The organism is Thermoactinomyces sp. CICC 10735 (assembly GCF_016055175.1).
In the GTDB taxonomy this organism is placed as follows: Bacteria; Bacillota; Bacilli; order Thermoactinomycetales; family Thermoactinomycetaceae; genus Thermoactinomyces; species Thermoactinomyces vulgaris.
The window spans coordinates 483,062-502,513 of record NZ_JAECVT010000003.1; the positions used below are offsets into that span (position 1 = coordinate 483,062).

Annotated in this window: 19 protein-coding genes and 2 tRNA genes; 15 read left to right on the forward strand and 6 right to left on the reverse strand. The window is 47.4% G+C overall.

Annotated elements, in window-relative coordinates; genetic code table 11:
* The first annotated feature begins 58 nt into the window (after window positions 1–58).
* Both asnB and I8U23_RS08665 read left to right on the forward strand, forming a co-directional pair.
* Window positions 59–1,903, forward strand: coding sequence for an asparagine synthase (glutamine-hydrolyzing) (gene asnB / locus I8U23_RS08660; RefSeq protein ID WP_037996573.1), 1,845 nt, complete (start codon window positions 59–61; stop codon window positions 1,901–1,903).
* A 140-nt stretch (window positions 1,904–2,043) separates the two neighbouring features.
* A complete protein-coding gene (locus I8U23_RS08665) occupies window positions 2,044–3,381 on the forward strand; it encodes an APC family permease (RefSeq protein ID WP_037996576.1) in 1,338 nt (445 codons plus the stop codon).
* A 136-nt stretch (window positions 3,382–3,517) separates the two neighbouring features.
* Here the strand turns inward: I8U23_RS08665 and I8U23_RS08670 are convergent, their stop codons facing one another.
* Both I8U23_RS08670 and I8U23_RS08675 read right to left on the reverse strand, forming a co-directional pair.
* On the reverse strand, window positions 3,518–4,729 hold the full coding sequence (locus I8U23_RS08670) for an MFS transporter (RefSeq protein WP_198050910.1): 1,212 nt from the start codon (window positions 4,727–4,729) through the stop codon (window positions 3,518–3,520).
* 374 nt (window positions 4,730–5,103) lie between these two features.
* Window positions 5,104–5,180: transfer RNA gene (locus I8U23_RS08675), tRNA-Arg, on the reverse strand.
* Between the two features lie 167 nt (window positions 5,181–5,347).
* On the opposite strand from I8U23_RS08675, the gene I8U23_RS08680 reads away from it, so the two are divergent.
* Window positions 5,348–5,788: a Dps family protein gene (locus tag I8U23_RS08680; RefSeq protein WP_037996581.1), complete on the forward strand. Its 441-nt coding sequence runs from the start codon at window positions 5,348–5,350 to the stop codon at window positions 5,786–5,788.
* 49 nt (window positions 5,789–5,837) lie between these two features.
* On the opposite strand, the gene I8U23_RS08685 is transcribed toward I8U23_RS08680, so the two are convergent.
* A complete protein-coding gene (locus I8U23_RS08685; RefSeq protein ID WP_037996583.1) occupies window positions 5,838–6,407 on the reverse strand; it encodes an NAD(P)/FAD-dependent oxidoreductase in 570 nt (189 codons plus the stop codon).
* A gap of 340 nt (window positions 6,408–6,747) precedes the next feature.
* On the opposite strand from I8U23_RS08685, the gene I8U23_RS08690 reads away from it, so the two are divergent.
* Both I8U23_RS08690 and I8U23_RS08695 read left to right on the forward strand, forming a co-directional pair.
* Entirely contained in the window at window positions 6,748–7,350 is a 603-nt protein-coding gene (locus tag I8U23_RS08690) for a TetR/AcrR family transcriptional regulator (RefSeq protein WP_037996586.1), read from the forward strand.
* 90 nt (window positions 7,351–7,440) lie between these two features.
* Window positions 7,441–9,471 (forward strand): YhgE/Pip domain-containing protein, encoded by a 2,031-nt coding sequence (locus tag I8U23_RS08695; protein WP_037996587.1) that lies wholly within the window; start codon window positions 7,441–7,443, stop codon window positions 9,469–9,471.
* Between the two features lie 14 nt (window positions 9,472–9,485).
* Here the strand turns inward: I8U23_RS08695 and I8U23_RS08700 are convergent, their stop codons facing one another.
* Window positions 9,486–10,106, reverse strand: a complete 621-nt coding sequence (locus I8U23_RS08700) for a poly-gamma-glutamate hydrolase family protein (protein WP_052186801.1) — start codon at window positions 10,104–10,106, stop codon at window positions 9,486–9,488.
* A gap of 130 nt (window positions 10,107–10,236) precedes the next feature.
* Between I8U23_RS08700 and I8U23_RS08705 the strand changes: the two genes are divergently transcribed.
* The 6 genes from I8U23_RS08705 (at window position 10,237) to I8U23_RS08730 (ending at window position 14,028) form a co-directional block, all read left to right on the forward strand.
* Window positions 10,237–11,181, forward strand: a complete 945-nt coding sequence (locus I8U23_RS08705) for a metal ABC transporter substrate-binding protein (protein WP_121874262.1) — start codon at window positions 10,237–10,239, stop codon at window positions 11,179–11,181.
* The gene (locus I8U23_RS08710) at window positions 11,162–11,905 is read left to right on the forward strand and encodes a metal ABC transporter ATP-binding protein (RefSeq protein WP_037996590.1); all 744 of its coding nucleotides are present in this window, start codon (window positions 11,162–11,164) and stop codon (window positions 11,903–11,905) included. The genes I8U23_RS08705 and I8U23_RS08710 overlap by 20 nt, the downstream gene beginning before the upstream one ends.
* A 35-nt stretch (window positions 11,906–11,940) precedes the next feature.
* Window positions 11,941–12,807, forward strand: coding sequence for a metal ABC transporter permease (locus tag I8U23_RS08715; RefSeq protein WP_037996592.1), 867 nt, complete (start codon window positions 11,941–11,943; stop codon window positions 12,805–12,807).
* A gap of 24 nt (window positions 12,808–12,831) precedes the next feature.
* Complete coding sequence (locus tag I8U23_RS08720; RefSeq protein ID WP_037996594.1) at window positions 12,832–13,260, forward strand: Fur family transcriptional regulator; 429 nt, start codon at window positions 12,832–12,834, stop codon at window positions 13,258–13,260.
* An 85-nt stretch (window positions 13,261–13,345) separates the two neighbouring features.
* The gene (tadA, locus tag I8U23_RS08725) at window positions 13,346–13,828 is read left to right on the forward strand and encodes a tRNA adenosine(34) deaminase TadA (protein WP_198050911.1); all 483 of its coding nucleotides are present in this window, start codon (window positions 13,346–13,348) and stop codon (window positions 13,826–13,828) included.
* A gap of 109 nt (window positions 13,829–13,937) precedes the next feature.
* Window positions 13,938–14,028 (forward strand) — tRNA-Ser (locus I8U23_RS08730).
* Between the two features lie 376 nt (window positions 14,029–14,404).
* On the opposite strand, the gene I8U23_RS08735 is transcribed toward I8U23_RS08730, so the two are convergent.
* The gene (locus I8U23_RS08735; protein WP_198050912.1) at window positions 14,405–14,959 is read right to left on the reverse strand and encodes an RNA-binding protein; all 555 of its coding nucleotides are present in this window, start codon (window positions 14,957–14,959) and stop codon (window positions 14,405–14,407) included.
* A gap of 551 nt (window positions 14,960–15,510) precedes the next feature.
* Between I8U23_RS08735 and I8U23_RS08740 the strand changes: the two genes are divergently transcribed.
* From I8U23_RS08740 to I8U23_RS08755, 4 genes are all read left to right on the forward strand, one after another.
* The gene (locus tag I8U23_RS08740; protein ID WP_037996599.1) at window positions 15,511–16,089 is read left to right on the forward strand and encodes a hypothetical protein; all 579 of its coding nucleotides are present in this window, start codon (window positions 15,511–15,513) and stop codon (window positions 16,087–16,089) included.
* Between the two features lie 90 nt (window positions 16,090–16,179).
* Window positions 16,180–16,386 (forward strand): hypothetical protein, encoded by a 207-nt coding sequence (locus tag I8U23_RS08745; RefSeq protein ID WP_062843202.1) that lies wholly within the window; start codon window positions 16,180–16,182, stop codon window positions 16,384–16,386.
* Window positions 16,387–16,438: 52 nt separating this feature from the next.
* Entirely contained in the window at window positions 16,439–16,924 is a 486-nt protein-coding gene (locus I8U23_RS08750; RefSeq protein WP_037996603.1) for a GNAT family N-acetyltransferase, read from the forward strand.
* 102 nt (window positions 16,925–17,026) lie between these two features.
* Entirely contained in the window at window positions 17,027–17,941 is a 915-nt protein-coding gene (locus tag I8U23_RS08755) for an ADP-ribosylglycohydrolase family protein (RefSeq protein WP_309485134.1), read from the forward strand.
* A 58-nt stretch (window positions 17,942–17,999) separates the two neighbouring features.
* On the opposite strand, the gene gndA is transcribed toward I8U23_RS08755, so the two are convergent.
* On the reverse strand, window positions 18,000–19,442 hold the full coding sequence (gene gndA / locus I8U23_RS08760; protein ID WP_049720770.1) for an NADP-dependent phosphogluconate dehydrogenase: 1,443 nt from the start codon (window positions 19,440–19,442) through the stop codon (window positions 18,000–18,002).
* Window positions 19,443–19,452: the final 10 nt, after the last annotated feature.

Below are 19,452 nucleotides of genomic sequence, written 5' to 3' on the forward strand. Positions count from 1 at the left end.
CTGGGGTTTCTACATAGTATGAGAAGAAGACACTTTATCAGAAAAATGGGGGATGTCCATGTGCGGAATTACCGGATGGATAGATTTTACGAGGGATTTGACCCGGGAACGGGAAATTTTACGCAGGATGAATAAAACGCTCCAATCCAGAGGACCGGATGGAGAAGGGTTTTGGTTTTCCGAACATGCCGCTTTGGGACACCGGCGGCTGATCGTGATTGACCCGGAAGGCGGAAACCAACCGATGGTGAAAAAAGTGGATGGGTATGAATTTGTCATTAATTATAACGGCGAAATCTACAACATGGAGGAACTCCGCCTCAAACTCCGGTCATTGGGGCATACCTTTGAGACCCGGTCCGATGTGGAATTGATCTTGACGGCGTACTTGGAATGGGGGGAAGATTGTCCCAAGCATTTAAATGGAATTTTCGCTTTTGTCATTTGGGACGGAAAAAAGCAGGCTTGTTTTGCGGCCAGGGACCGGTTGGGGGTAAAACCGTTCTTTTATACCAAAACAAAAGATGCTTTTCTGTTCGGATCCGAGTTGAAAGCCATTCTGGCCCATCCGGAAGTGGAACCGGTATTGGATGATCAAGGGTTGGCCGAAATTTTGGTGATAGGCCCGGCAAGAACCCCGGGATGCGGAGTGTTTAAAGACATTCATGAATTGCGTCCCGGACAGATGCTCCGTTATGACCGGAACGGCCTCAAAACGTGGACTTACTGGGAGCTGACCAGCCGCGAGCATGAAGATGATCTGGAAACCACGGCCGAAAAAGTGCGCGAACTTTTCCGGGATGCGGTGAAAAGGCAATTGGTTTCGGATATTCCTGTGGGCACGATGCTGTCGGGGGGATTGGATTCCAGTGCCATCGCGACATGCATGGCACAGGTTTATAAAGAAGAAAACCGGGGGCCGTTGCATACTTTTTCGGTGGATTATATTGATAATGAAAAATACTTTCATGTCAATGAATTTCAGCCCAATGCCGATCCCCCTTGGGTCAAAATGATGTCGGAAGAGATCGGGTCTGAGCACCATACCATTTTACTGGATAATCATGAACTGTTTCGCAGTATCATCCAAGCGATGGAGGCAAGGGATTTGCCGGGGATGGCCGATGTCGATGCTTCCATGCTCCTTTTTGCCAGAGAAATCAAGAAAGAAATGTCCGTGGTTCTTTCCGGGGAATCCGCGGATGAAGTGTTCGGCGGGTATCCGTGGTTTCACCGGGAAGAGATGGTGAATGCCGATACGTTCCCTTGGGCGCGCTTGGTTGAAAAACGGCTTCCTTTTATTTCCCCGGAAATAAAAGAACGGGTGAATCTGTTGGAATATGTGGAAGCAAGGTATCAAGAAGCCTTGTCGGAAGTTCCGCGCTTTTGTGAAGATCACACCCGGGAAGCACGGATGCGGGAAATGTTTTATTTGAATTTAACCCGATGGATGCCCACCTTGCTGGACCGGAATGACCGCATGAGCATGGCATTCGGTTTGGAAGTGCGCGTGCCGTTTTGTGATCATCATTTGGTGGAATATGTGTGGAACATCCCCTGGTCGATGAAAAAGCATGGAAACCGGGAAAAAGGATTACTGCGTTATGCCATGAAAGAGGTTCTCCCCCAACCCATTGTTGAGCGCAAAAAAAGCCCCTATCCCAAGACCCATCATCCCGATTATTTGCGCCTGATGAAAAAACAAATTCGCGAAATCCTGGATGACCCGTCGGCACCGTTATTTCAATTATTGGATCCAAAGGAAGTCGAAAATTTCATGAATCAGGATTTGACCCAGTTGCATTTGCCTTGGTTTGGTCAATTGATGAACGTGCCGGCCTTGTTGGCTTACTGGTGGCAAATCAATGAATGGATGAAACGGTATAAAGTGGTGATCCAATAAACGCGGGAATGAATTCAATCCCGCGTTTTTTTGGCATAAAATAACACCGTTCTTTTTTATATTAATAATTTACTTCATTAAAGCAATGGCGTTATAATGGATGGAGCATGATTGTACTTTATCGGACGGTGATAGAAACGATGCAAAATCAAGAAACAAAGTTGAAAAAGGATCTCGGTTTCTGGCCTGCGATTTCCTTGGTGGTGGGAGTTGTCATTGGTTCGGGAATCTTCGTCAAGCCCGGTACGGTGCTGGATTATGTGGGAGGGGACTCCTCTCTGGCCTTATTGGCTTGGTTATTGGGCGGTTTATTGATGCTGGCCGCGGGCCTGACCATTGCCGAGCTGAGTGCTCGGATTCCCAAAACCGGCGGGCTTTATATTTATTTGGAGAACGTATACGGAAGGTTTTCCGGTTTTTTAAGCGGCTGGGTGCAGACGGTGATTTATCAGCCGGCGCTGATCGGATCCATGGGGCTTTACTTCGGATTGTTGACAGGGAATTATTTATCTTTGGCTGAATCCTGGCATCTGTGGATTGGCATCGGAACCGTGCTTTTTCTGACCATCGTCAACAGTCTGGGCGTGAAATACGGCGGAATCATCCAAGTGATCACCACGATTGCCAAATTGGTGCCCATTGTCCTGATTTCCACATTTGGATTGTGGCAAGGTTCCGGCGACATCTTTTCTTCCGCAACCTTCGGGGGAAGCAAAGAAGGACTGGGGGCTGCCATGCTTGCCGCCATGTTTGCTTATGACGGTTGGATTGCGGCTTCATCAGTGGCGGGGGAAATGAAAAACCCGGCGAAAATCCTTCCCAAGGCGCTGAGTCTCGGTTTGGTAGTCATTATTGTCGCTTATCTTGCGGTCAATCTGGCTTTGCTTTCCGTCATGCCGGCCGGCCAGATTCAAGCGTTGGGTGAAAATGCAGCGGGGACGGCAGCCGGTCTCTTGTTTGGAGAGGTCGGACAACAAATCATCAGTATCGGTATTATCATTTCTATTTTTGGCGGTTTAAACGGGAAAATTTTAAGCTATCCCCGGCTTGCGTTTGCCATGGCCAATGACCGCCTGCTGCCGGGAGGAAACTTCTTGTCGCAGGTACATCCCAAATTTGGCACGCCGATCCGCGCGATTTTGTTGCAAATCCTGCTGGCTGTCCTGTTCATGGTGTTGAGTGACCCGGATCGTTTGTCCGAAATCGCCATTTTTGCTATTTTTATTTTCTACATCCAGGCTTTCATTGCCGTATTCTTGCTGAGAAAAAGAGACCCGGAATGGGTTCGCGAAAAAGGGAATTACCGGGTGCCGCTTTATCCGGTGACTCCGGTTCTGGCGATTATCGGTTCTTTGTTTGTGGTCTTCAGTATGCTGACCCACGACTTGGAAGGAGCCGTGATCACCATCCTCATTGCTTTGGCCGGTTTGCCGTTTTACGGATGGATGAAACGAAAAGAAAAACTTGCGGATCAATAAAAAAGTGTCGCCGGTATTTCAGCTCCGGCGACACTTTTTTTGTATCCCTGATAGCCCGAATTTCTCCAGCCGTGTATTACCGGAACCGGGGATCCAGCCCCATGGCAGAAAAAAGCCGGGGTTTCCCCCGGGTGGATCAGGCCGCTTGTTGGGAGCGTTGTTGCTGTTTTTTTCTTAAGGCGGCTTTTTTGCCGTGCAAGATGAAATACAGGAAAATCGACAGGAGAACAAGGAATGAAAGCATCAAATACATACTCCGGAAGTCCATGTACTGGATGACGATCCCGATCAAGTAAGGGCCGATGCCCACGCCGCCATCCACCAGAGAATAGAAGGTGGAAGTGGCCAAACCGACTTTGTGCTTGGGGGATTCTTTAATGGCAACCACCTGGCAACAGGACATGAGGGCGCCGAACCCAAGCGCAAGCAATGCACCTGCCAACAGCAGAACGGATCCGCTCCGGGCTTGGCTGAGGAACAGGAAACAAAGCGCATGCAAAATGATGGCCGGATATAGAACCATGTTTTCCCCTTTCAAGTCCAGCAGTTTCCCGGCAAAAGGGCGCGAGATCAGAAGCATGACGGCATAGACGATAAAAAAGAAGCCGGCAGACTCAGTCAAATTCACTTCGATGGCATAAGAATTGATAAACGAAACGATGCCGGAGTAAGTGATCCCGATGAGAACCATGTATAAAGAAATCGGAAGAGCCTTCTTTTCAAAAAAATCCCACAAGCTGAATCCGCTTTTCATCGCCTGCAGCTGTTCCTCGGTGACGGAGACTTGAGGAATGTCCGCAAAAAAAGCGAAGAGCAAGGAAAGGAAAGAAAAGAGTGCACAAAACTCAAAGATCACTTGGTAATCCGCGTGTTGGGAAATGAAAAGGCCGAGAAACGGACCGATGGCGGTTGCCACGGTGGTGCTCAAGGTGAAATATCCAATGCCTTCACCTTTCCGATGATGAGGAATCATGTCCATGACCGCCGTTTGCATGGCCGTCGAAGCACACCCGAAAGCAGCTCCGTGAAGAAAACGGATCAACAGCAACAAAATCAAATGATCAGCAAGAAAATAGCACAAGGTGGCAATCAGGTAAAAAAACAATCCTCCCAAAAGCAGGCGTCTTCGGCCGATCACTTCAATGTATTTTCCGGCAAACAACCGGGAAACCAATGCCCCGATGACAAAAATCCCCGCAGCCAGTCCGGCCGAGCTTTCGGAGGCATGATACTGTTTCACGGCATAAACGGCCATGGTGGTCATCAATAAGTAAAAAATTAGGGACACGAAAGAATTGGACAAAAATAAAAAAAGGAAATTTTTCGTCCACAGCTTGTCATTTTCCATATAAAACCATCACTCCTTTATCATGTAATGAAAAAGAAGCCGGCCCCGATCGGCGACTTCTTTTTAAAGCAAAATAAAATGCGCCCTCCACAACAGAGTCAGCGCGTTTCCTGGAGCACCGGAAGGATTGGAACCCCCGGCACGCGGGTGAAAATCCGCAATCACACGGTTAAAATATTTCGATACCCTAAATATACCATATCATCGAATTTTCTTCAATAATCATCGGTTCTTCTTCAGACGGTCGGCTTACCGGCTTCTCATAAAATAAAACGCCGCCTTTCTTTACCGGCAATTGCATGGTAAAGTGGCGGCTGTACGTACGGATCAGGAATTTTCACGGTTAACTGTGAAACCCTGCATCCTGTCCGGCTTGGTGCACCCGAGAGGACTCGAACCTCCGACACGCGGTTTAGGAAACCGCTGCTCTATCCTGCTGAGCTACGGGCGCTCAATGTTTAATGATCCAATCTTCATTATAACGTTTGGGAATAAAAATGTCCAGATATTGCGGATGGCCGAAAAAGGTGTATTTGGCCGGAAATTCCTTCATCCATGCATAATAAAACGCGTTTTGAAAAAAATAGGGACGTGGACTTCGCATGGAAAAGAGGGATGATGATGCAAGAATTGCATAAGACCTTGAATCAGCAACTGGCCAATTTTGGCGTTCTTTATTTTAAGCTTTATCATTATCATTGGTTTGTCAAAGGAGAAAAGTTTTTTGAACTCCATGCCAAATTCGAGGAATTTTACAAAGAAGCGGCATCTTACATTGACGAAATTGCAGAACGGATTTTGGCCATCAAAGGCATTCCGCTCAGCACCATGAAAGAGTATTTGGATCATGCCACCATCCAAGAAGCGGTGGGCAACGAAACCGCTGAACAAATGGTGGAGCAATTGATTCAAGATTTCCAAGTGGTGGTGGACGAGGCAAAAAAAGGCATCAAAGAAGCGGAACGCGCCGAAGATGATTCCAGTGCCGATTTGTTGACCGACATACGGACAAACCTTGAAAAACACATTTGGATGCTGACGTCATACTTGGCCAAGTGAAGAAAAGAGGGCACCTTCCGGGAGGTTGGGAAGATGCCTTCTTTCGTTTTTACTTTTTGGGGAGGGCATCATGATCCATATATCTTTCCCCGTTTAATTCACTGATTACATTGATGGCGACCCGGGCTCCGTCCCCGGCGGCAATGACGGTGTGGAAGCTCGCGCCGGCACAGATTCCGGCCGCCCAGATCCCATCAATATTGGTTTTTCCGTTTTCATCCACTTCAAAGATGGTTTTGATGAATGGTTCGGTTCCCGGCTTGGTTTGGATGCCGGTTTTGTCGGCAAGTTTGGCAACCATTCCGGTGGCCAGAATGACTTGCTTGGCTTGGATGGGTTCTCTGTTATCAGTTTCGATGACAAAATATTCCGATTCTCTGCGGATGTCGGACACGTTGTCTTTCACCCATTCCGCGCCAAACGAAACGGCTTGTTCCTGAATGGTTTTCAGCAAATCAGCCCCGTTGATTTCCTTGATACCGGGATAATTTTTTAACAAAGCTCTTCCAATGGGGGTTTTTTCATGATCGATCAGTATGGTTTTCTTTCCTGCTTTGGCTGCGAAAATCGCGGCGCTTGCACCGGTTGGACCGGCTCCGACGATGGCGATGTCAAACATGCAACCACCCTCCTGTGAAAAGGTTCTGTATAAATGATTTATATAGAATATTCTATCCTTATTCCTTGCGATTTGGAACAAGATGAAAAGGTCCCTGATTGCAGGAAAAAGAGTCTGTGGGGGACAGACTCTTTTTGCCTTATGTAGTCTTCTGAAAAGACATAGCTTATTTGGCTGGTAAATAAAAAATGAAAATCTATTTGTAGTATAACGCAAATGGAGACGGGATTCTATTTTTTTCTAAACTTCTGTTTGATTACTTCAATATATTATTGTTTTAGCGTATACTGATTTTAAATGGGTTTGTATCGGATTGACAGAAAACTGGGAGGACTTATTTATGCGTCATGAAAAAGTGGATTTGATTTTTAAAGCTGCCATTGAAGTGTTTGCGGAAAGCGGTTTTGATCAGGCGAAAATGGATGATATCGCCAAAGCGGCCGGCGTTGCGAAGGGAACCATTTATTATCACTTTAAAAGCAAAGAAGAACTGTTTGTCGGTTTGATGAATGAAGGCGTCCAAAAGCTGATTGACAGTGCACAGCGGAATGTGGATTTACACGAGTCGCCGACGGATCAATTGTTGGCATTGGTGGAGAATCAGGTTCATTTTTATGTGCAAAACGGAAAATTGGCCAAGCTGTTGTTGAGCGAAGCGTTCGGAACGAAAACAAGGCAACATCAGTTCCGGATTAAAATTGGCGAATATTTGAAGTTGATTGAGAAAGTGATGGAGGAAGGAAACCAGATCGGTGAATTCTGTGTCAAGCATGTTCCGGAAGCGGCCAGTGCATTTTTTGGGGCGGCCAGCGTGGTGGTTTTACAAAAATTGTATAGTTTGGAAGAATTGGATTCCGAACAAATCGAGAAAGATGTTCCGCAAATGATTGAAAGTCTCCAGCACATTGTTTTGTGCAGTATTAAAAATTCGCCATATTTTTAAGGAAATTATACTTGTTTATGCGAATAGGAGTAGTATAATATCATTTATACTGACCAGTCAGTTTTTGCGATCCCTGTGAGGAGGGGAATGATGAAAAGGAGGAAAGAGAACAAATTTTTGTTTTTGTCCGGTTTTAAGGATTTGGAGCGGTTATGGGCATCCAAGCCCATGCGCCTCGGTTTGGTCGGGATCCTTTTGATCCCCCTGATCTACTGCGTCATTTACCTGTCGGCGTTTTATGATCCCTATGAAAATTTAGAGTACCTGCCGGTGGCGTTGGTGAATGAAGACCAGGGAGCCGTTCGGGACGGAGAGAACTTGCATGTCGGAAATGAACTGGTGGAGGAACTGCAAAAGGATTCCAAGGTGAAATGGGAAGTGACCGACCGGAACAAGCTGGAGGAAGGTCTGGATAAAGGGACCTATTACATGGGAATCGTCATCCCCAAGAACTTCTCGCAAGCCGTGGTTTCCGTGGATTCTCCGGAACCGCTGAAAGGGCAGTTGGAGTATCACGTGGATAAGAGCAACAACTATTTGTCCGGGACGATCGGGGATTCCATCAAACGGGAATTGGAGATGAACCTGGATGAAAAGATAAGCAAAATTTACGTGGAACAAATTTTTGCGCAACTGTCGGATTCAGTGGAAGAATTGCAAAAAGCGGCAAACGGGGCCGGCTTGTTGGCGGAAAAAACCGGGGATGCCCAATCCGGTTCCGAAACCATTACCGGCAGCTTATCCAAGTTGGATCAAGGCGCCTCCAAAATCCTCGGGTATTTGCAACTGTTTAATCAAAAAGCAACCCAAGCGGAGAAGGAAATCAACAAGATTCCGATGGAGGATATGGAAAAGGCGCAACAAATCATTCATCAAGTGAATGATGAGATTCAAAAGCTTGCCAGGATTCCGCTGCCTGAGGATCCCCCGGATCTTAAAACACCGCTGTCGGAAGGGCAACGGTCGGTGAAAAAAGCCGCGGAGGATCTGCAAAAAACCGAAGCGGATTTAAACCGGTTGATCGAAAAACATCCGGAACTGGCCCAAGACCCGTCGGTTCTTTCCATGAAGGAGTCTTTAAAAGAAGCGGAGGCGGGCAACGTATCGGGAATGAACCGGTTCCGCGAGATCGACCAAAAAATCCCCGACTGGGAAAAACATTGGAAAGAGTTTTTAAACGAAAGACAAAAAGTGGCGGACCATGCCAATCAGTTGACACAAAAAGTGGATCAGGCAGTGGCGAAAGCCAAGGAGTTAAAAGGAAAAGCGAGCCAGTTGGTTCAGGCGACTTCCCAGCTGTCTGACGGACAGCAACAGCTGGTCAGCGGCATCCGACAGCTGGAAACGGGAGCAGGAAAACTGTCGGAAGGATTGGGAAAAATCCAGTCCGGACAAAGTGAGTTGGCCCAAGGCTTGAGTGACGGGGTGGATAAAGCCAAAGACCAACTTCAAGGTTCGGAACAAAAAGAAGAAGTGATTTCCGATCCGGTACAGATAAAGGAAAATGTTCATCATGATGTACCGAACTATGCAACCGGATTTGCCCCGTATTTTATCTCTTTGTCGCTCTGGGTGGGCGCCATGTTGCTGTTTACCGTGGTCGATTTGTATCAAGTGTTTTCCCACCGCAAAGAGCCGCTTTCCGTGCCGGCCGCCGGATTGATCGGCATCGGGCAGGCAGTGTTGCTTATCACGGCCATCATCTGGGGCCTGAAGATCGAGCCGGAACTTCCGGGATGGCTCTATCTGTTCAGTATCGTGATGTCGATCACCTTTATCGCTTTGAACCATATGTTAAATGTCTTTTTGGGCAATGTGGGCCGCTTCCTGTCAATCGGGATTTTGATGCTGCAACTGGCATCCAGTGCCGGGACATATCCGGTGGAGTTGTTGCCTTCGTTTTTCCGCACGATCCACGATTATTTGCCCATGACTTACACCGTTCAGGGATTGCGTGCGATTTTGTCCAGCGGAAACATGGAGATCGTGGAACACTGCATGTATATTTTGCTCGCGTTTATGACCGCGGCGATTGTGATCACCCAGTTCCACCTTCAAATCGGAAAACCGTTGCTGAAAAAAGGCGTGCAGCAAATCAAATTAAAATGGAGCAAAGCATAAAAAAAGCGTCCGGATTAATCCGGACGCTTTTTTTGGGGAAGACTGTGAATGGCGGAACGGATCGCTTCCACAAACGGTTGAAAGCGGGGGGAAGGCTCACTTCCTCCGGGCCGGCTCAAATCCTTGAAAAGCTCCGAACGCATGCCCCGGGTCAGTTCGATTTGCAGTCCTTTGCCACGGGCGCCGCGATTGACGATGTTTTTCGGGTCTGTTCCTTTAAGACGGCCGGGGGTGACACCGACCGGAAAGGATGCATCCAACAGGTAAAGCCGGGTTTTTTTCAACAACGCCTCATCCCGGCCGCCAAGATAAACGAACGGTTTGTCGCCTTTGGTTCCGTGAACCGTGACCACACGGGAGGCATGGGCCACCAGGTTCAAGGCGCGCGGTTCGTCAAAACAGGTGGAAGTAATGTGGAGATCCCGGTTATTTTTCTTTTTTTTCCCGCGGAAATCATAAAAGCTCCACCTTTCGCCGGCGATGCCCCGGGCAATTTCGCTGGTGCCGGCTTCAATCCTCCCGCCGTGAATGGCTAAAATCACGATGTCGGGAAGGGCATACTGAATGTGAATCGTATAGTCTTTTCCGATTTGCTGATGTGCCGACAATTCTTTATAATTTGCATACTTATCCATTTTGAAAAGAATTCTCCTTTGGAACGAAAAAGATTTAAATCGTAATATTTACGATTTACATAGATGTCTAAGGGGGTTATAATGAAAAAGATCTGTGAACGAATTTTGTCTTGAGAAGGTGATCCATAACATGAAACACCTGAAAAGCGCCGTGTGCTGGATTCTTTTCACGGTCCTTGCGCTCACGGGCTGTTCGGCGGGAACCCCGGAAAAGGAGGCCAAACAGCCAGGGGATAAAATACAAGTGTATACCAGTATATACCCGCTCTACGACTTTGCGAAAAAAATCGGCGGCGAGCATGCGGTGGTGACCAATCTGGTGCCTCCGGGGGTTGAGCCGCATGACTTTGAATTCACAGCGCGTGATATGAGCAAAATGAGTGAAGCGGATTTATTTGTTTATAACGGCGGCGGGTTTGAACCGTGGATCGAGCGGGTGAGCCGGATGTTAAATCCGGAGAAAACCAAAATCGTCGAAGCATCCAAACCGATATCCCTGCTCCGTGATGATCAACACGGGGGACAAACCGATCCGCATGTGTGGCTGGATCCGATGTTGGCGAAAAAGCAGGCATCGGCAATTTTGGATGCCCTCATTCAGCTGGATCCCCAACACCAAAAGGACTATGAAAAAAATTATGAAGCGTTGGCCGCCGGGCTGGATCAACTGGACCGGGAATACCGGGACATGACGGAGAAAGCCGCCAAAAAAGAGTTTGCCGTTTCCCATGCCTCATTTTCCTATCTGGCGAAGCGTTACGGACTGACGCAAATCGCCGTTTCCGGACTGAGTCCTTCCGACGAACCGAGCCCCAAAGAACTTCAACAAGTGGTGGAACAAGTCAAATCCCATGACATTGATGTGATTTTCTTTGAAACCCTGGTCAGCAACCGGATTGCCAATGTGGTGAAAAAGGAAGCCGGAGCCGAAGTTCTGGTTTTAAACCCGCTGGAAGGATTGACGGAACAGGAAATGAAGCAAGGGAAGGATTATTTTAGTGTCATGCGTGAAAATAAGGAAAACCTTGCAAAAGCATTGGGGGTTTCTTCTACAGATGAAAACGCCTCTGATTGAAATTGAGCATTTACATTATGCCTATGCGGAACAACCCGTACTGGAAGATATCCATTTGACTGTGGAGGAAGGGGAATTCCTCGGGATCGTGGGGCCAAACGGATCGGGCAAATCGACCTTGGTCCGGTGCCTGCTCGGCTTTTTAAAAACCCGGCAAGGACGCATCCGGGTAAGAGGCGAGGAAGTCTCCAAACTGCAAGACCGGCTGAATGTCGGCTACGTTTCCCAAAAAGCGAACAGTTTCCATTCGATGTTTCCTGCCACGGTGAAAGAAGTGGTTCAATCCGGCTTGTATGGAAAACTGGGGTTATTTCGGCGGCTGAAAAAAGAACATATCGAACAGGTGGAAAATGCCATCGATCTGGTCGGTTTGACGTCCGTCCAAAACAGGAGCATCGGCAAACTGTCCGGCGGTCAGCAGCAACGGGCTTTTATCGCCAGGGCATTGGTGGCTGAACCGGAGCTCCTTGTATTGGACGAGCCTACCGTGGGGGTGGACGAAAAAACAACCGGACAGTTTTATGATTTGTTAAACCGGCTTCACCGGGAAGAGGGTTTGACCTTGCTGATGGTGAATCACGATCTTCAAGCGGTGTCCGGGTTGGCGGATCAGGTGGCCTGCCTCAACCGGCGCTTGATCTTTCACGGCGATCCCGGGGAGTTTCAACAAAGACAGCAGGAAATTTTGAGCAAAGCCTATCAATATGAACTGATGGGCGTCTGACCGGAGAAAGACAGGGAGGGAAGAGCTTTTTTCCTATGATGATGGAGATCTTACAATATGAATGGATGCAAAACGCGTTTTATGCCGGAATCATCATCGGGTTCATTTCACCGCTTGTCGGCGTATTTTTGGTGGTCCGGCGCATGTCTTTGATTGCCGATGCGTTGTCCCATATCACACTGTCGGGGGTGGCGGCCGGAATGCTGTTGCAAAAAGAGCTGCCGCTTTTTTATGCGGTCAACCCGCTTTATGTCGGCATGGCTTTTGCCGTCGCCGGTTCGGTTTTGGTGGAACAAATCCGCCGCTTGTACAAATCCTTTGAAGAAATCGCCATCCCGATCTTGTTGTCGGGCGGAATCGGATTGGGCGTCGTGCTCATCAGTGCGGCGGACGGTTTCAATGTCGATATCGCCGGGTATTTGTTCGGAAATATCCTGGCCGTTACCCGTGAGGAATTGGGCTTTATGGCAGCCATCGGGGGAATCGTGGTCTTATTCATCCTGATCTTTTACAAAGAGATGTTTGCCCTTGCCTTTGATGAGGAACATGCCGTTTTAACAGGCATTCCCCGCAAAACCTTGCACTTTTTGTTTTTGGTGATCGTGGCGCTCGTGATTACGGCTTCCATCCGGGTGGTCGGGATTTTATTGGTCTCCGCCCTCATGACGCTTCCGGTGGCGGCCGGGTTGCAACTGGCGAAAAGCTTTAAAGAAGCATTGTTTTGGTCGGTGCTTTTTTCGGAGTTGGCCGTATTCAGCGGACTGATTGCCGCTTATTATCTGGACTGGGCTTCGGGAGGAACCATTGTCATCGTTTCGCTGATCATTTGGCTTTTTATTTTGTGTTTCAAAAAAATGACGAGGAAAACGGGAAGAATTTATTATAAAATAAAGGGAAAGTAATGGTGGAAAATAGGAGAGAGAGGGATGGATTTAAAACAGGCATTGGAAGTGCTGAAAAAAAATGGATATAAATACACCGGCAAGCGGGAAACCATGATGCATATTTTTTGGGAAGAAGGCCGCTATTTAACGGCCAAAGAAGTGTTGGACCAAATGCAGGAGGATTTTCCCGGGCTCAGTTTTGACACCGTGTACCGGAACCTTTCCCTTTTTGAACGGTTGGGTATCATCGAAGGAACGGAATGGGGCGGGGAAAGGCGGTATCGTTTTCACTGTGACCGGGATTCACACCATCATCATATCATTTGCACGGAGTGCGGACGTACCCGTGCCATCCAGCTTTGCCCGATGCATTCCATTTTGGGAGAGCCGGAAAACTTCGCCATTACCGGACACAAGTTCGAGATCTACGGAATTTGTTCCGATTGTGGAGGAGAGCAGACAACACAATAGGGAAAAATGGGATGGGTTGGGACTTGCAAAAAAAAAGCAGGTCCTTTTTTGCACGGGCGGTCCACTAAAGGAGGTGAAGTCCGGAATGGATCATGAAACGTATATGAAAGGAGCGCTGGCCGAAGCGAAAAAAGCGGGAGAAATTGGCGAAGTCCCGATCGGGGCGGTGATTGTCAAAGACGGGGAAGTGATCGGACGCGGATACAATCTCAGGGAAACGGGAAATGACCCGACCGCCCATGCGGAAATGATCGCCATTCGCGAGGCCGCCGCGAAAACGGGAAGCTGGCGGTTAAATGATTGCACCTTGTACGTCACCCTGGAGCCGTGCCCCATGTGTGCCGGCGCCATCATCCAAGCACGCATCGACACCGTGGTCTACGGGACAGAAGATCCGAAAGCCGGATGTGCCGGAACCTTGATGAACATCCTTCAGGACGGGCGGTTCAATCACCAAACCGAAATGATCACCGGAGTCATGAAAGAAGAATGCAGCACCATCCTGACTTCTTTCTTCAAAGAACTCCGCCGCCGGAAAAAAGAACAAAAAATGCAGGAAAAATCCTGATTGCCGCTCATATCCACAAAACTCACGGCAATTCCTCTTTCTCTTTTTCCCTTGACAGACATCCATTTCTCCTGTACAATATACAACTGTATGATCAGGATATCATCTTGGAGAGGTGTCCGAGTGGTTTAAGGAGGCGGTCTCGAAAACCGCTGTACGGGCTTCCCGTACCGTGGGTTCGAATCCCACCCTCTCCGCCAAACGCCAAGAGCTTCGCAACAGCGGAGCTCTTTTTTTGTTTTGCTTTCAAAATGGACAAGACAGACAGTATAGGATTGAAGGATACTTTCTTAGTTGTTAACATAGAGTGCGATTTTTTACAGGTGATTTCATTTCCTCCTTTCAGGTGACCTTTGGCTCGCCTCTTTTTTTGGTGAATATATAAAAGTAAAGGGGATTCCTTCTGACGAATCCCCTTTACACAGCATTACTTGTTTTTTTTCTTCACCCAATAAATAATGGCCCCAATGATGACAATGCCAAATACAAACATCAATGTCTGGTACAGAAGAGTAGCGATACTAAATATTTTAACCAACTCCTGTTGATTTTGTTATGGTGGAGTATATTGAAATTTTACGGTACAGTATATCCATAGTGAATATTGATGTCTTTAGAGTAAACGGTTCCGACTCCCTGAACAAATACAACCCATTTACCTGTTCCTCCACCTTTTACCATAGTGGTTCTTGAGCCGCTTGTTGGAGTACAATAAGCATATTTTTGGTCCCACCCAAGAGAAAAAGTCACACCTGTATGTGTTGTCCAAGCACGGCAGCTTGTAATTATTTTATTACTATTCCAAGTAATATCGGCATAAAGATTAATTTTTGAGAATCCAAACGATACAGATCTTACTTGAGTTGTTCCTAACGCAAGGGTACTAAATGAAGAGTCTTCGATTATTGGGTTTTCAGCGTCCTTATTGATTTTTGTAAAGAATTTATCAGCTGCCTCAACACTATCAAATTTAATGACTTCTGTTCCTTGAGGGATATTAGTTGCGGGTTCTAAATTGTATTTTTGAAAGAGTTGTTCTAGTGTTAGGCTTTCCCCAGTGCTCGGCAAGTTTGTTACTAGTTCATCTCCATCAACTACCTCATATGTACTGTCCAGCTCTGCATCACTCATTTTAATTCCTGCTGCATGGCTGTAAGAAGGAATGAAAGAGCTAATTGTTAGTGTTAGTAATGTGAATAACATAAAAATTTAAAAATTTTTTTCATATATTAAGCTCCTTTACACTTAATTAATTCTATTATCACTAGATTTATAAAAATATTCAAGAGTTTTATATAGATGATATTTAATTTGATTTTTATTGTTATTCTTATTTTTATACCAATTACAGATTGATAATTGGGTCGCGTCTTATTCAAATCTTCTCCAAGTTTATTAATAATATACAGAAATGATTGAATTTTATATATAATAAAGGAGGAGGTGTGTTGGCGTGAGCCGTTTTCAAGAGATAAGCCCCGGTTTGAAAACATGTCCCCGTTGTGGAGAAGGGAAGCTGCATAAAACCATAGACGGATATGTGGTTTGTGACGAATGTGATTATGAAGAATATGAGGGATGAGTTGTTCCCGCACAGCGGGAGTTTTCTTTTTATACCAAGGTAATAAGAATGATCCTGTGGAATAAGTATTAGCAACATCCATTGAAGGAGTCAAAGTCCATTGAAAACGGCAGATGCTTTTTTAAAGGGATACAAGCCTGCATTTTTGGAAATACTCGGCTTGAAACAGACGACAAAGCACTTGAATTTTTTATTGGCGAACTATCCGCATGTGAGTCATCGTGATTACGACTTATTGTCCGGTAACCGGTTTTATTTGTTTTTTCAAACCGACTTCATGCGTCACCGGTTTGAAGAAGAGTTGAAACAAAGCACTTTTTCGTTAGCGGACACAGACCGCATTTTGGGGATGACTTTGGGATTCCCGCCGCGAGCTGTCGGTTTTTATGTCCAAATGATGAGGGAAAAAAGAAAAGGAAACACTCAAGCGTATCAACAAATGAAAAGCAGAAAAATCGGTATGATTTACAGCGGATGCTCGTTTGCTTCGGATATCGCGGATTTCAAGGAAAATGCGTTGTGGTTGCTTAAAAGGTATCCGTACGAAGAAGCAAAAGAAGACGGCATGTATATCCGCATCGGTTTGGAACCGCGCATACCAGTGCCGGTTGATGATTACCAAGGGCTTACGGAGTTTCACGAATACATAATGAAAAAAAGCGGCTTTGTGACTGTATAAAGCGATCGCTTGGGAGTTCCCCCGGCGTCGGTATGTTATCATGTGACGGATGACAGCAGCTTCACGAGAACAACATGGGGGAACGATGTGATGTTGAAAAAGGTATGGATGATCATGGGATGTTTGATTCTGTTGGTGGGAGCGGCCGGGTGTTCTGAAGAGAAAATGACCAACCGGGGGGATTTGTCGGCCCGTGTCCCGTGCATGGAGAAAAAGAATATCAAGTTTGAGCTAAGAGCAGACGGTTTTTACTTGAGTGATGACCAGTGGGATAAGTTTATTCGGTTTTGCAGTTGACAGGGTGTGTGCATCGTTGGTGCCAAGGTGAAATTTTAGGGGGGGTGACAGTGTGGCTGTTCAAATTCGTCCGGCTGTTTTTTCCGATATCGGCGCGATTCGTGAGATTGCCCGCATTACCTGGCATCATACGTATGAAAACCTGATTCCGGAACCGGTCCGGCAACAGTTTCTGTCCGTGGCTTATTCCGATGAAATGCTGAAGCGGCGAATCGGAGAATCCATTTTTTTGGTGGCCGTGGCAAGAGAAAAAGCAACCGGTTTTATTCAGGTGACGGAAAAAGGGAGGATGGCGGTGATTGATGCGATTTATGTGTTGCCTGAATTCCAAGGAAAAGGGATGGGGACCCGGCTGTTCCAATCGGCTTTTGGGAAGCTGAAACAGGCCAAAGCGTGGCTCGTGGATGTGGAATCCGGCAATGAAACGGGATTTTGCTTTTATCAAGCCAAGGGGTTTCGGGTGGTGAAAGTGTACACAGAGCCTTTTTTCGGACATGATCTAAGAACGGTCCGGATGAAAAAGGATATTTTGATTTAAAAGATTTGTCACAAGACTCATGCTAAATGAACATGTGGAAGGGGCCGCTCTGCGCTAAAATGAATGATGAGACTTTTAAGTTTTGCTTAGGGAGTTATGAAGATGCTGGATAAGATCAAAGGCGGTTTATTCGGAGTGGCAATCGGGGATGCATTGGGGGCGACCACCGAATTTATGAGCCGGGGGGAAATTGAGGAGCAATATGGATATTTGACCGAAATCACCGGTGGAGGATGGCTGAATCTAAAACCGGGGGAAACGACCGATGATACGGAATTGACCATTGCCGTGGCCAACGGGTTGATGAAAAACCCGGACAATCCGTTGGGATGGATTGGCGATGAGATCAAAAAGTGGGTTGAAAAGAATCCCCGGGACATCGGGAACATCATTCGCACAACATATGATTGTTACGACGGGGACTGGTTTGAAGCAGCGGAAAAGGCCCATCAAGTGTTAAGCGGAAGAAGTGCAGGGAACGGAACCTTGATGCGCTGTTTGCCGGTTGCCCTCGTGTACGGTGATCCGGCCAAAATCACGGAAATCAGCCGCTTGCAATCGAAAATGACGCATTATGATGATTTGGCTTCAGAAGCCTGTGTGCTGTACAATCGCATCGCTCACCGGGTTCTTTGCGGGGAATCCCTGAAAACGGCGTTGGAAGAGGAGATTCAAGACACCCGATATGCTGAGGCCGTCAAAGAGAAACCCCAAGTTCCGCCCAACGGCTATGTGGAAAATACCTTCAAATGGGTGTTGTACCTGTTGTGGCATGCCTCTTCTTTTGAAGAAGTGGTGCAAGAGGCGGCCAATCTGGGGGGAGATTCCGATACCATCGCAGCTATTTCCGGCGGTCTTGCCGGCCTTTACTGGGGATTTGAATCCATTCCCCCGCAATATAAAGAAGCGATTTTAATCAAAGGAGAGCTGGCATCCCTGGCGGAACAGCTGTGGCAAGTACGAAAAAACGAAACGGAAAAGGCTTCACCGGAACGCGCTGCAACTCCCGGATTTTGAATAAAAATTCTGTTGTAAAAAACCCCGGCCGTGAAAAAACGGTCGGGGTTTTTGCGTCCTATTTGTTTACTTTAACGGATGGGATGACGGTTCCGGGTTCCATCCAGCCGGCATGGAAGGTTCCTTGTTGATCGGTGCGTTCGAAGCCGTGTGCACCAAAGTAGTCCCGTTGGGCTTGGATCAGGTTGGCACAACCGGTGGAAGACCGGTATCCGTCGTAAAAGGCGAGGGCCGAACTGAGACACGACAGCGGCAGGCCGTTTTCAAATCCTTTGATGACCACTTTCCGCAATGATGCCTGATAGCGGTTGGTTTTTTCCAAGAAATAAGGAGCCAAAAGCAGATTGGACAAGTCTTTGTTTTCCTCGTAGGCTTCGGAAATGCGGTTTAAGAAGTCGGCCCGGATAATGCACCCGCCGCGGAAGATCAGAGCGATGTCCCCCAAATCAAGCGACCAGCCGTATTGTTCGGAAGCTGTTTTGTATTGCTGAAACCCTTGGGCGTAGGCGCAGATTTTCCCCATGAAAAGTGCTTGCTTCACTTGTTCGATCCAGTATGCCTTGTCGGCTTCTTCTCCCGACGGGGAAGGTCCTTCCAAAAGGGATTCGGCTTGGATTCTTTCCTCTTTCAAGGAAGATAAAAATCTTGCAAAGACCGATTCGGTCATGATGGTGGTGGGAACGCCGAGGTTCAGCGCATCCTGGCTGGACCATTTCCCCGTTCCTTTTTGCCCGGCTTTGTCCAGTATCACTTCCACCATCGGTTTTCCCGTTTCCTGATCGGTTTTGGAAAGGATTTCTGCGGTGATTTCGATCAGGTAGCTTTTGAGTTCCGATTCATTCCAGGACTTAAATACATCAGCTGTTTCCGGGATGGAAAGCCCGACGATTTGATGGAGGAATTGCCAGGCTTCGGCAATCAATTGCATGTCCGCATATTCGATTCCGTTATGCACCATTTTGACATAATGCCCTGAACCTTCAGGGCCGATGTAGGTGCAGCAGGGTTTTCCGTCGACTTGTGCAGCGATTTTTTCCAGGATCGGGGCCACTTGGCGGTAAGCTTCTTTGTCGCCGCTTGGCATCAGCGCCGGACCGTTTAATGCACCTTCTTCCCCGCCGGAGACGCCCACGCTGATGAAATGGATTCCCCGTTCTTTTAAAGCCCGGTATCTCCGGTTGGAATCATGGAAGTCGGAATTTCCGCCGTCCATGATGATGTCCCCTTGATCCAAAAGAGGCAGAAGGGATTCGATGACGGAATCGACTGCCGCCCCGGCGGATACCATCAGAAAGATTTTGCGCGGGCTTTTTAAGGAACGGACAAAGGGTTCCAGTTCATAATAAGCCTCGATCCGGCTGTGTGCATGTCGGCTGACAAATTTGTCGGTCAGATCCGGCGTGTAGTTGTAGACGGCGACATTTTCGCCGTGATTGGCCATGTTTCTGGCCAAATTGGACCCCATCACACCTAAACCATAAACACCTATGCTGTTCTTCATTGAATTCCAC

Bases quoted from the DNA above. Each gene is read 5' to 3' on its own strand.
- I8U23_RS08705 (WP_121874262.1), top strand. From the start codon at position 10,237: ATGAAACACCTGAAAAGCGCCGTGTGCTGGATTCTTTTCACGGTCCTT.
- asnB (WP_037996573.1), top strand. From the start codon at position 59: ATGTGCGGAATTACCGGATGGATAGATTTTACGAGGGATTTGACCCGG.
- I8U23_RS08670 (WP_198050910.1), bottom strand. From the start codon at position 4,729: ATGGAAAATGACAAGCTGTGGACGAAAAATTTCCTTTTTTTATTTTTG.
- I8U23_RS08680 (WP_037996581.1), top strand. From the start codon at position 5,348: ATGATGCAAGAATTGCATAAGACCTTGAATCAGCAACTGGCCAATTTT.
- I8U23_RS08710 (WP_037996590.1), top strand. From the start codon at position 11,162: ATGAAAACGCCTCTGATTGAAATTGAGCATTTACATTATGCCTATGCG.
- I8U23_RS08735 (WP_198050912.1), bottom strand. From the start codon at position 14,959: ATGAGTGATGCAGAGCTGGACAGTACATATGAGGTAGTTGATGGAGAT.
- tadA (WP_198050911.1), top strand. From the start codon at position 13,346: ATGGATCATGAAACGTATATGAAAGGAGCGCTGGCCGAAGCGAAAAAA.
- I8U23_RS08720 (WP_037996594.1), top strand. From the start codon at position 12,832: ATGGATTTAAAACAGGCATTGGAAGTGCTGAAAAAAAATGGATATAAA.
- I8U23_RS08745 (WP_062843202.1), top strand. From the start codon at position 16,180: ATGTTGAAAAAGGTATGGATGATCATGGGATGTTTGATTCTGTTGGTG.
- I8U23_RS08715 (WP_037996592.1), top strand. From the start codon at position 11,941: ATGATGATGGAGATCTTACAATATGAATGGATGCAAAACGCGTTTTAT.
- I8U23_RS08690 (WP_037996586.1), top strand. From the start codon at position 6,748: ATGCGTCATGAAAAAGTGGATTTGATTTTTAAAGCTGCCATTGAAGTG.
- I8U23_RS08755 (WP_309485134.1), top strand. From the start codon at position 17,027: ATGCTGGATAAGATCAAAGGCGGTTTATTCGGAGTGGCAATCGGGGAT.
- I8U23_RS08665 (WP_037996576.1), top strand. From the start codon at position 2,044: ATGCAAAATCAAGAAACAAAGTTGAAAAAGGATCTCGGTTTCTGGCCT.
- I8U23_RS08695 (WP_037996587.1), top strand. From the start codon at position 7,441: ATGAAAAGGAGGAAAGAGAACAAATTTTTGTTTTTGTCCGGTTTTAAG.
- I8U23_RS08685 (WP_037996583.1), bottom strand. From the start codon at position 6,407: ATGTTTGACATCGCCATCGTCGGAGCCGGTCCAACCGGTGCAAGCGCC.
- I8U23_RS08700 (WP_052186801.1), bottom strand. From the start codon at position 10,106: ATGGATAAGTATGCAAATTATAAAGAATTGTCGGCACATCAGCAAATC.
- gndA (WP_049720770.1), bottom strand. From the start codon at position 19,442: ATGAAGAACAGCATAGGTGTTTATGGTTTAGGTGTGATGGGGTCCAAT.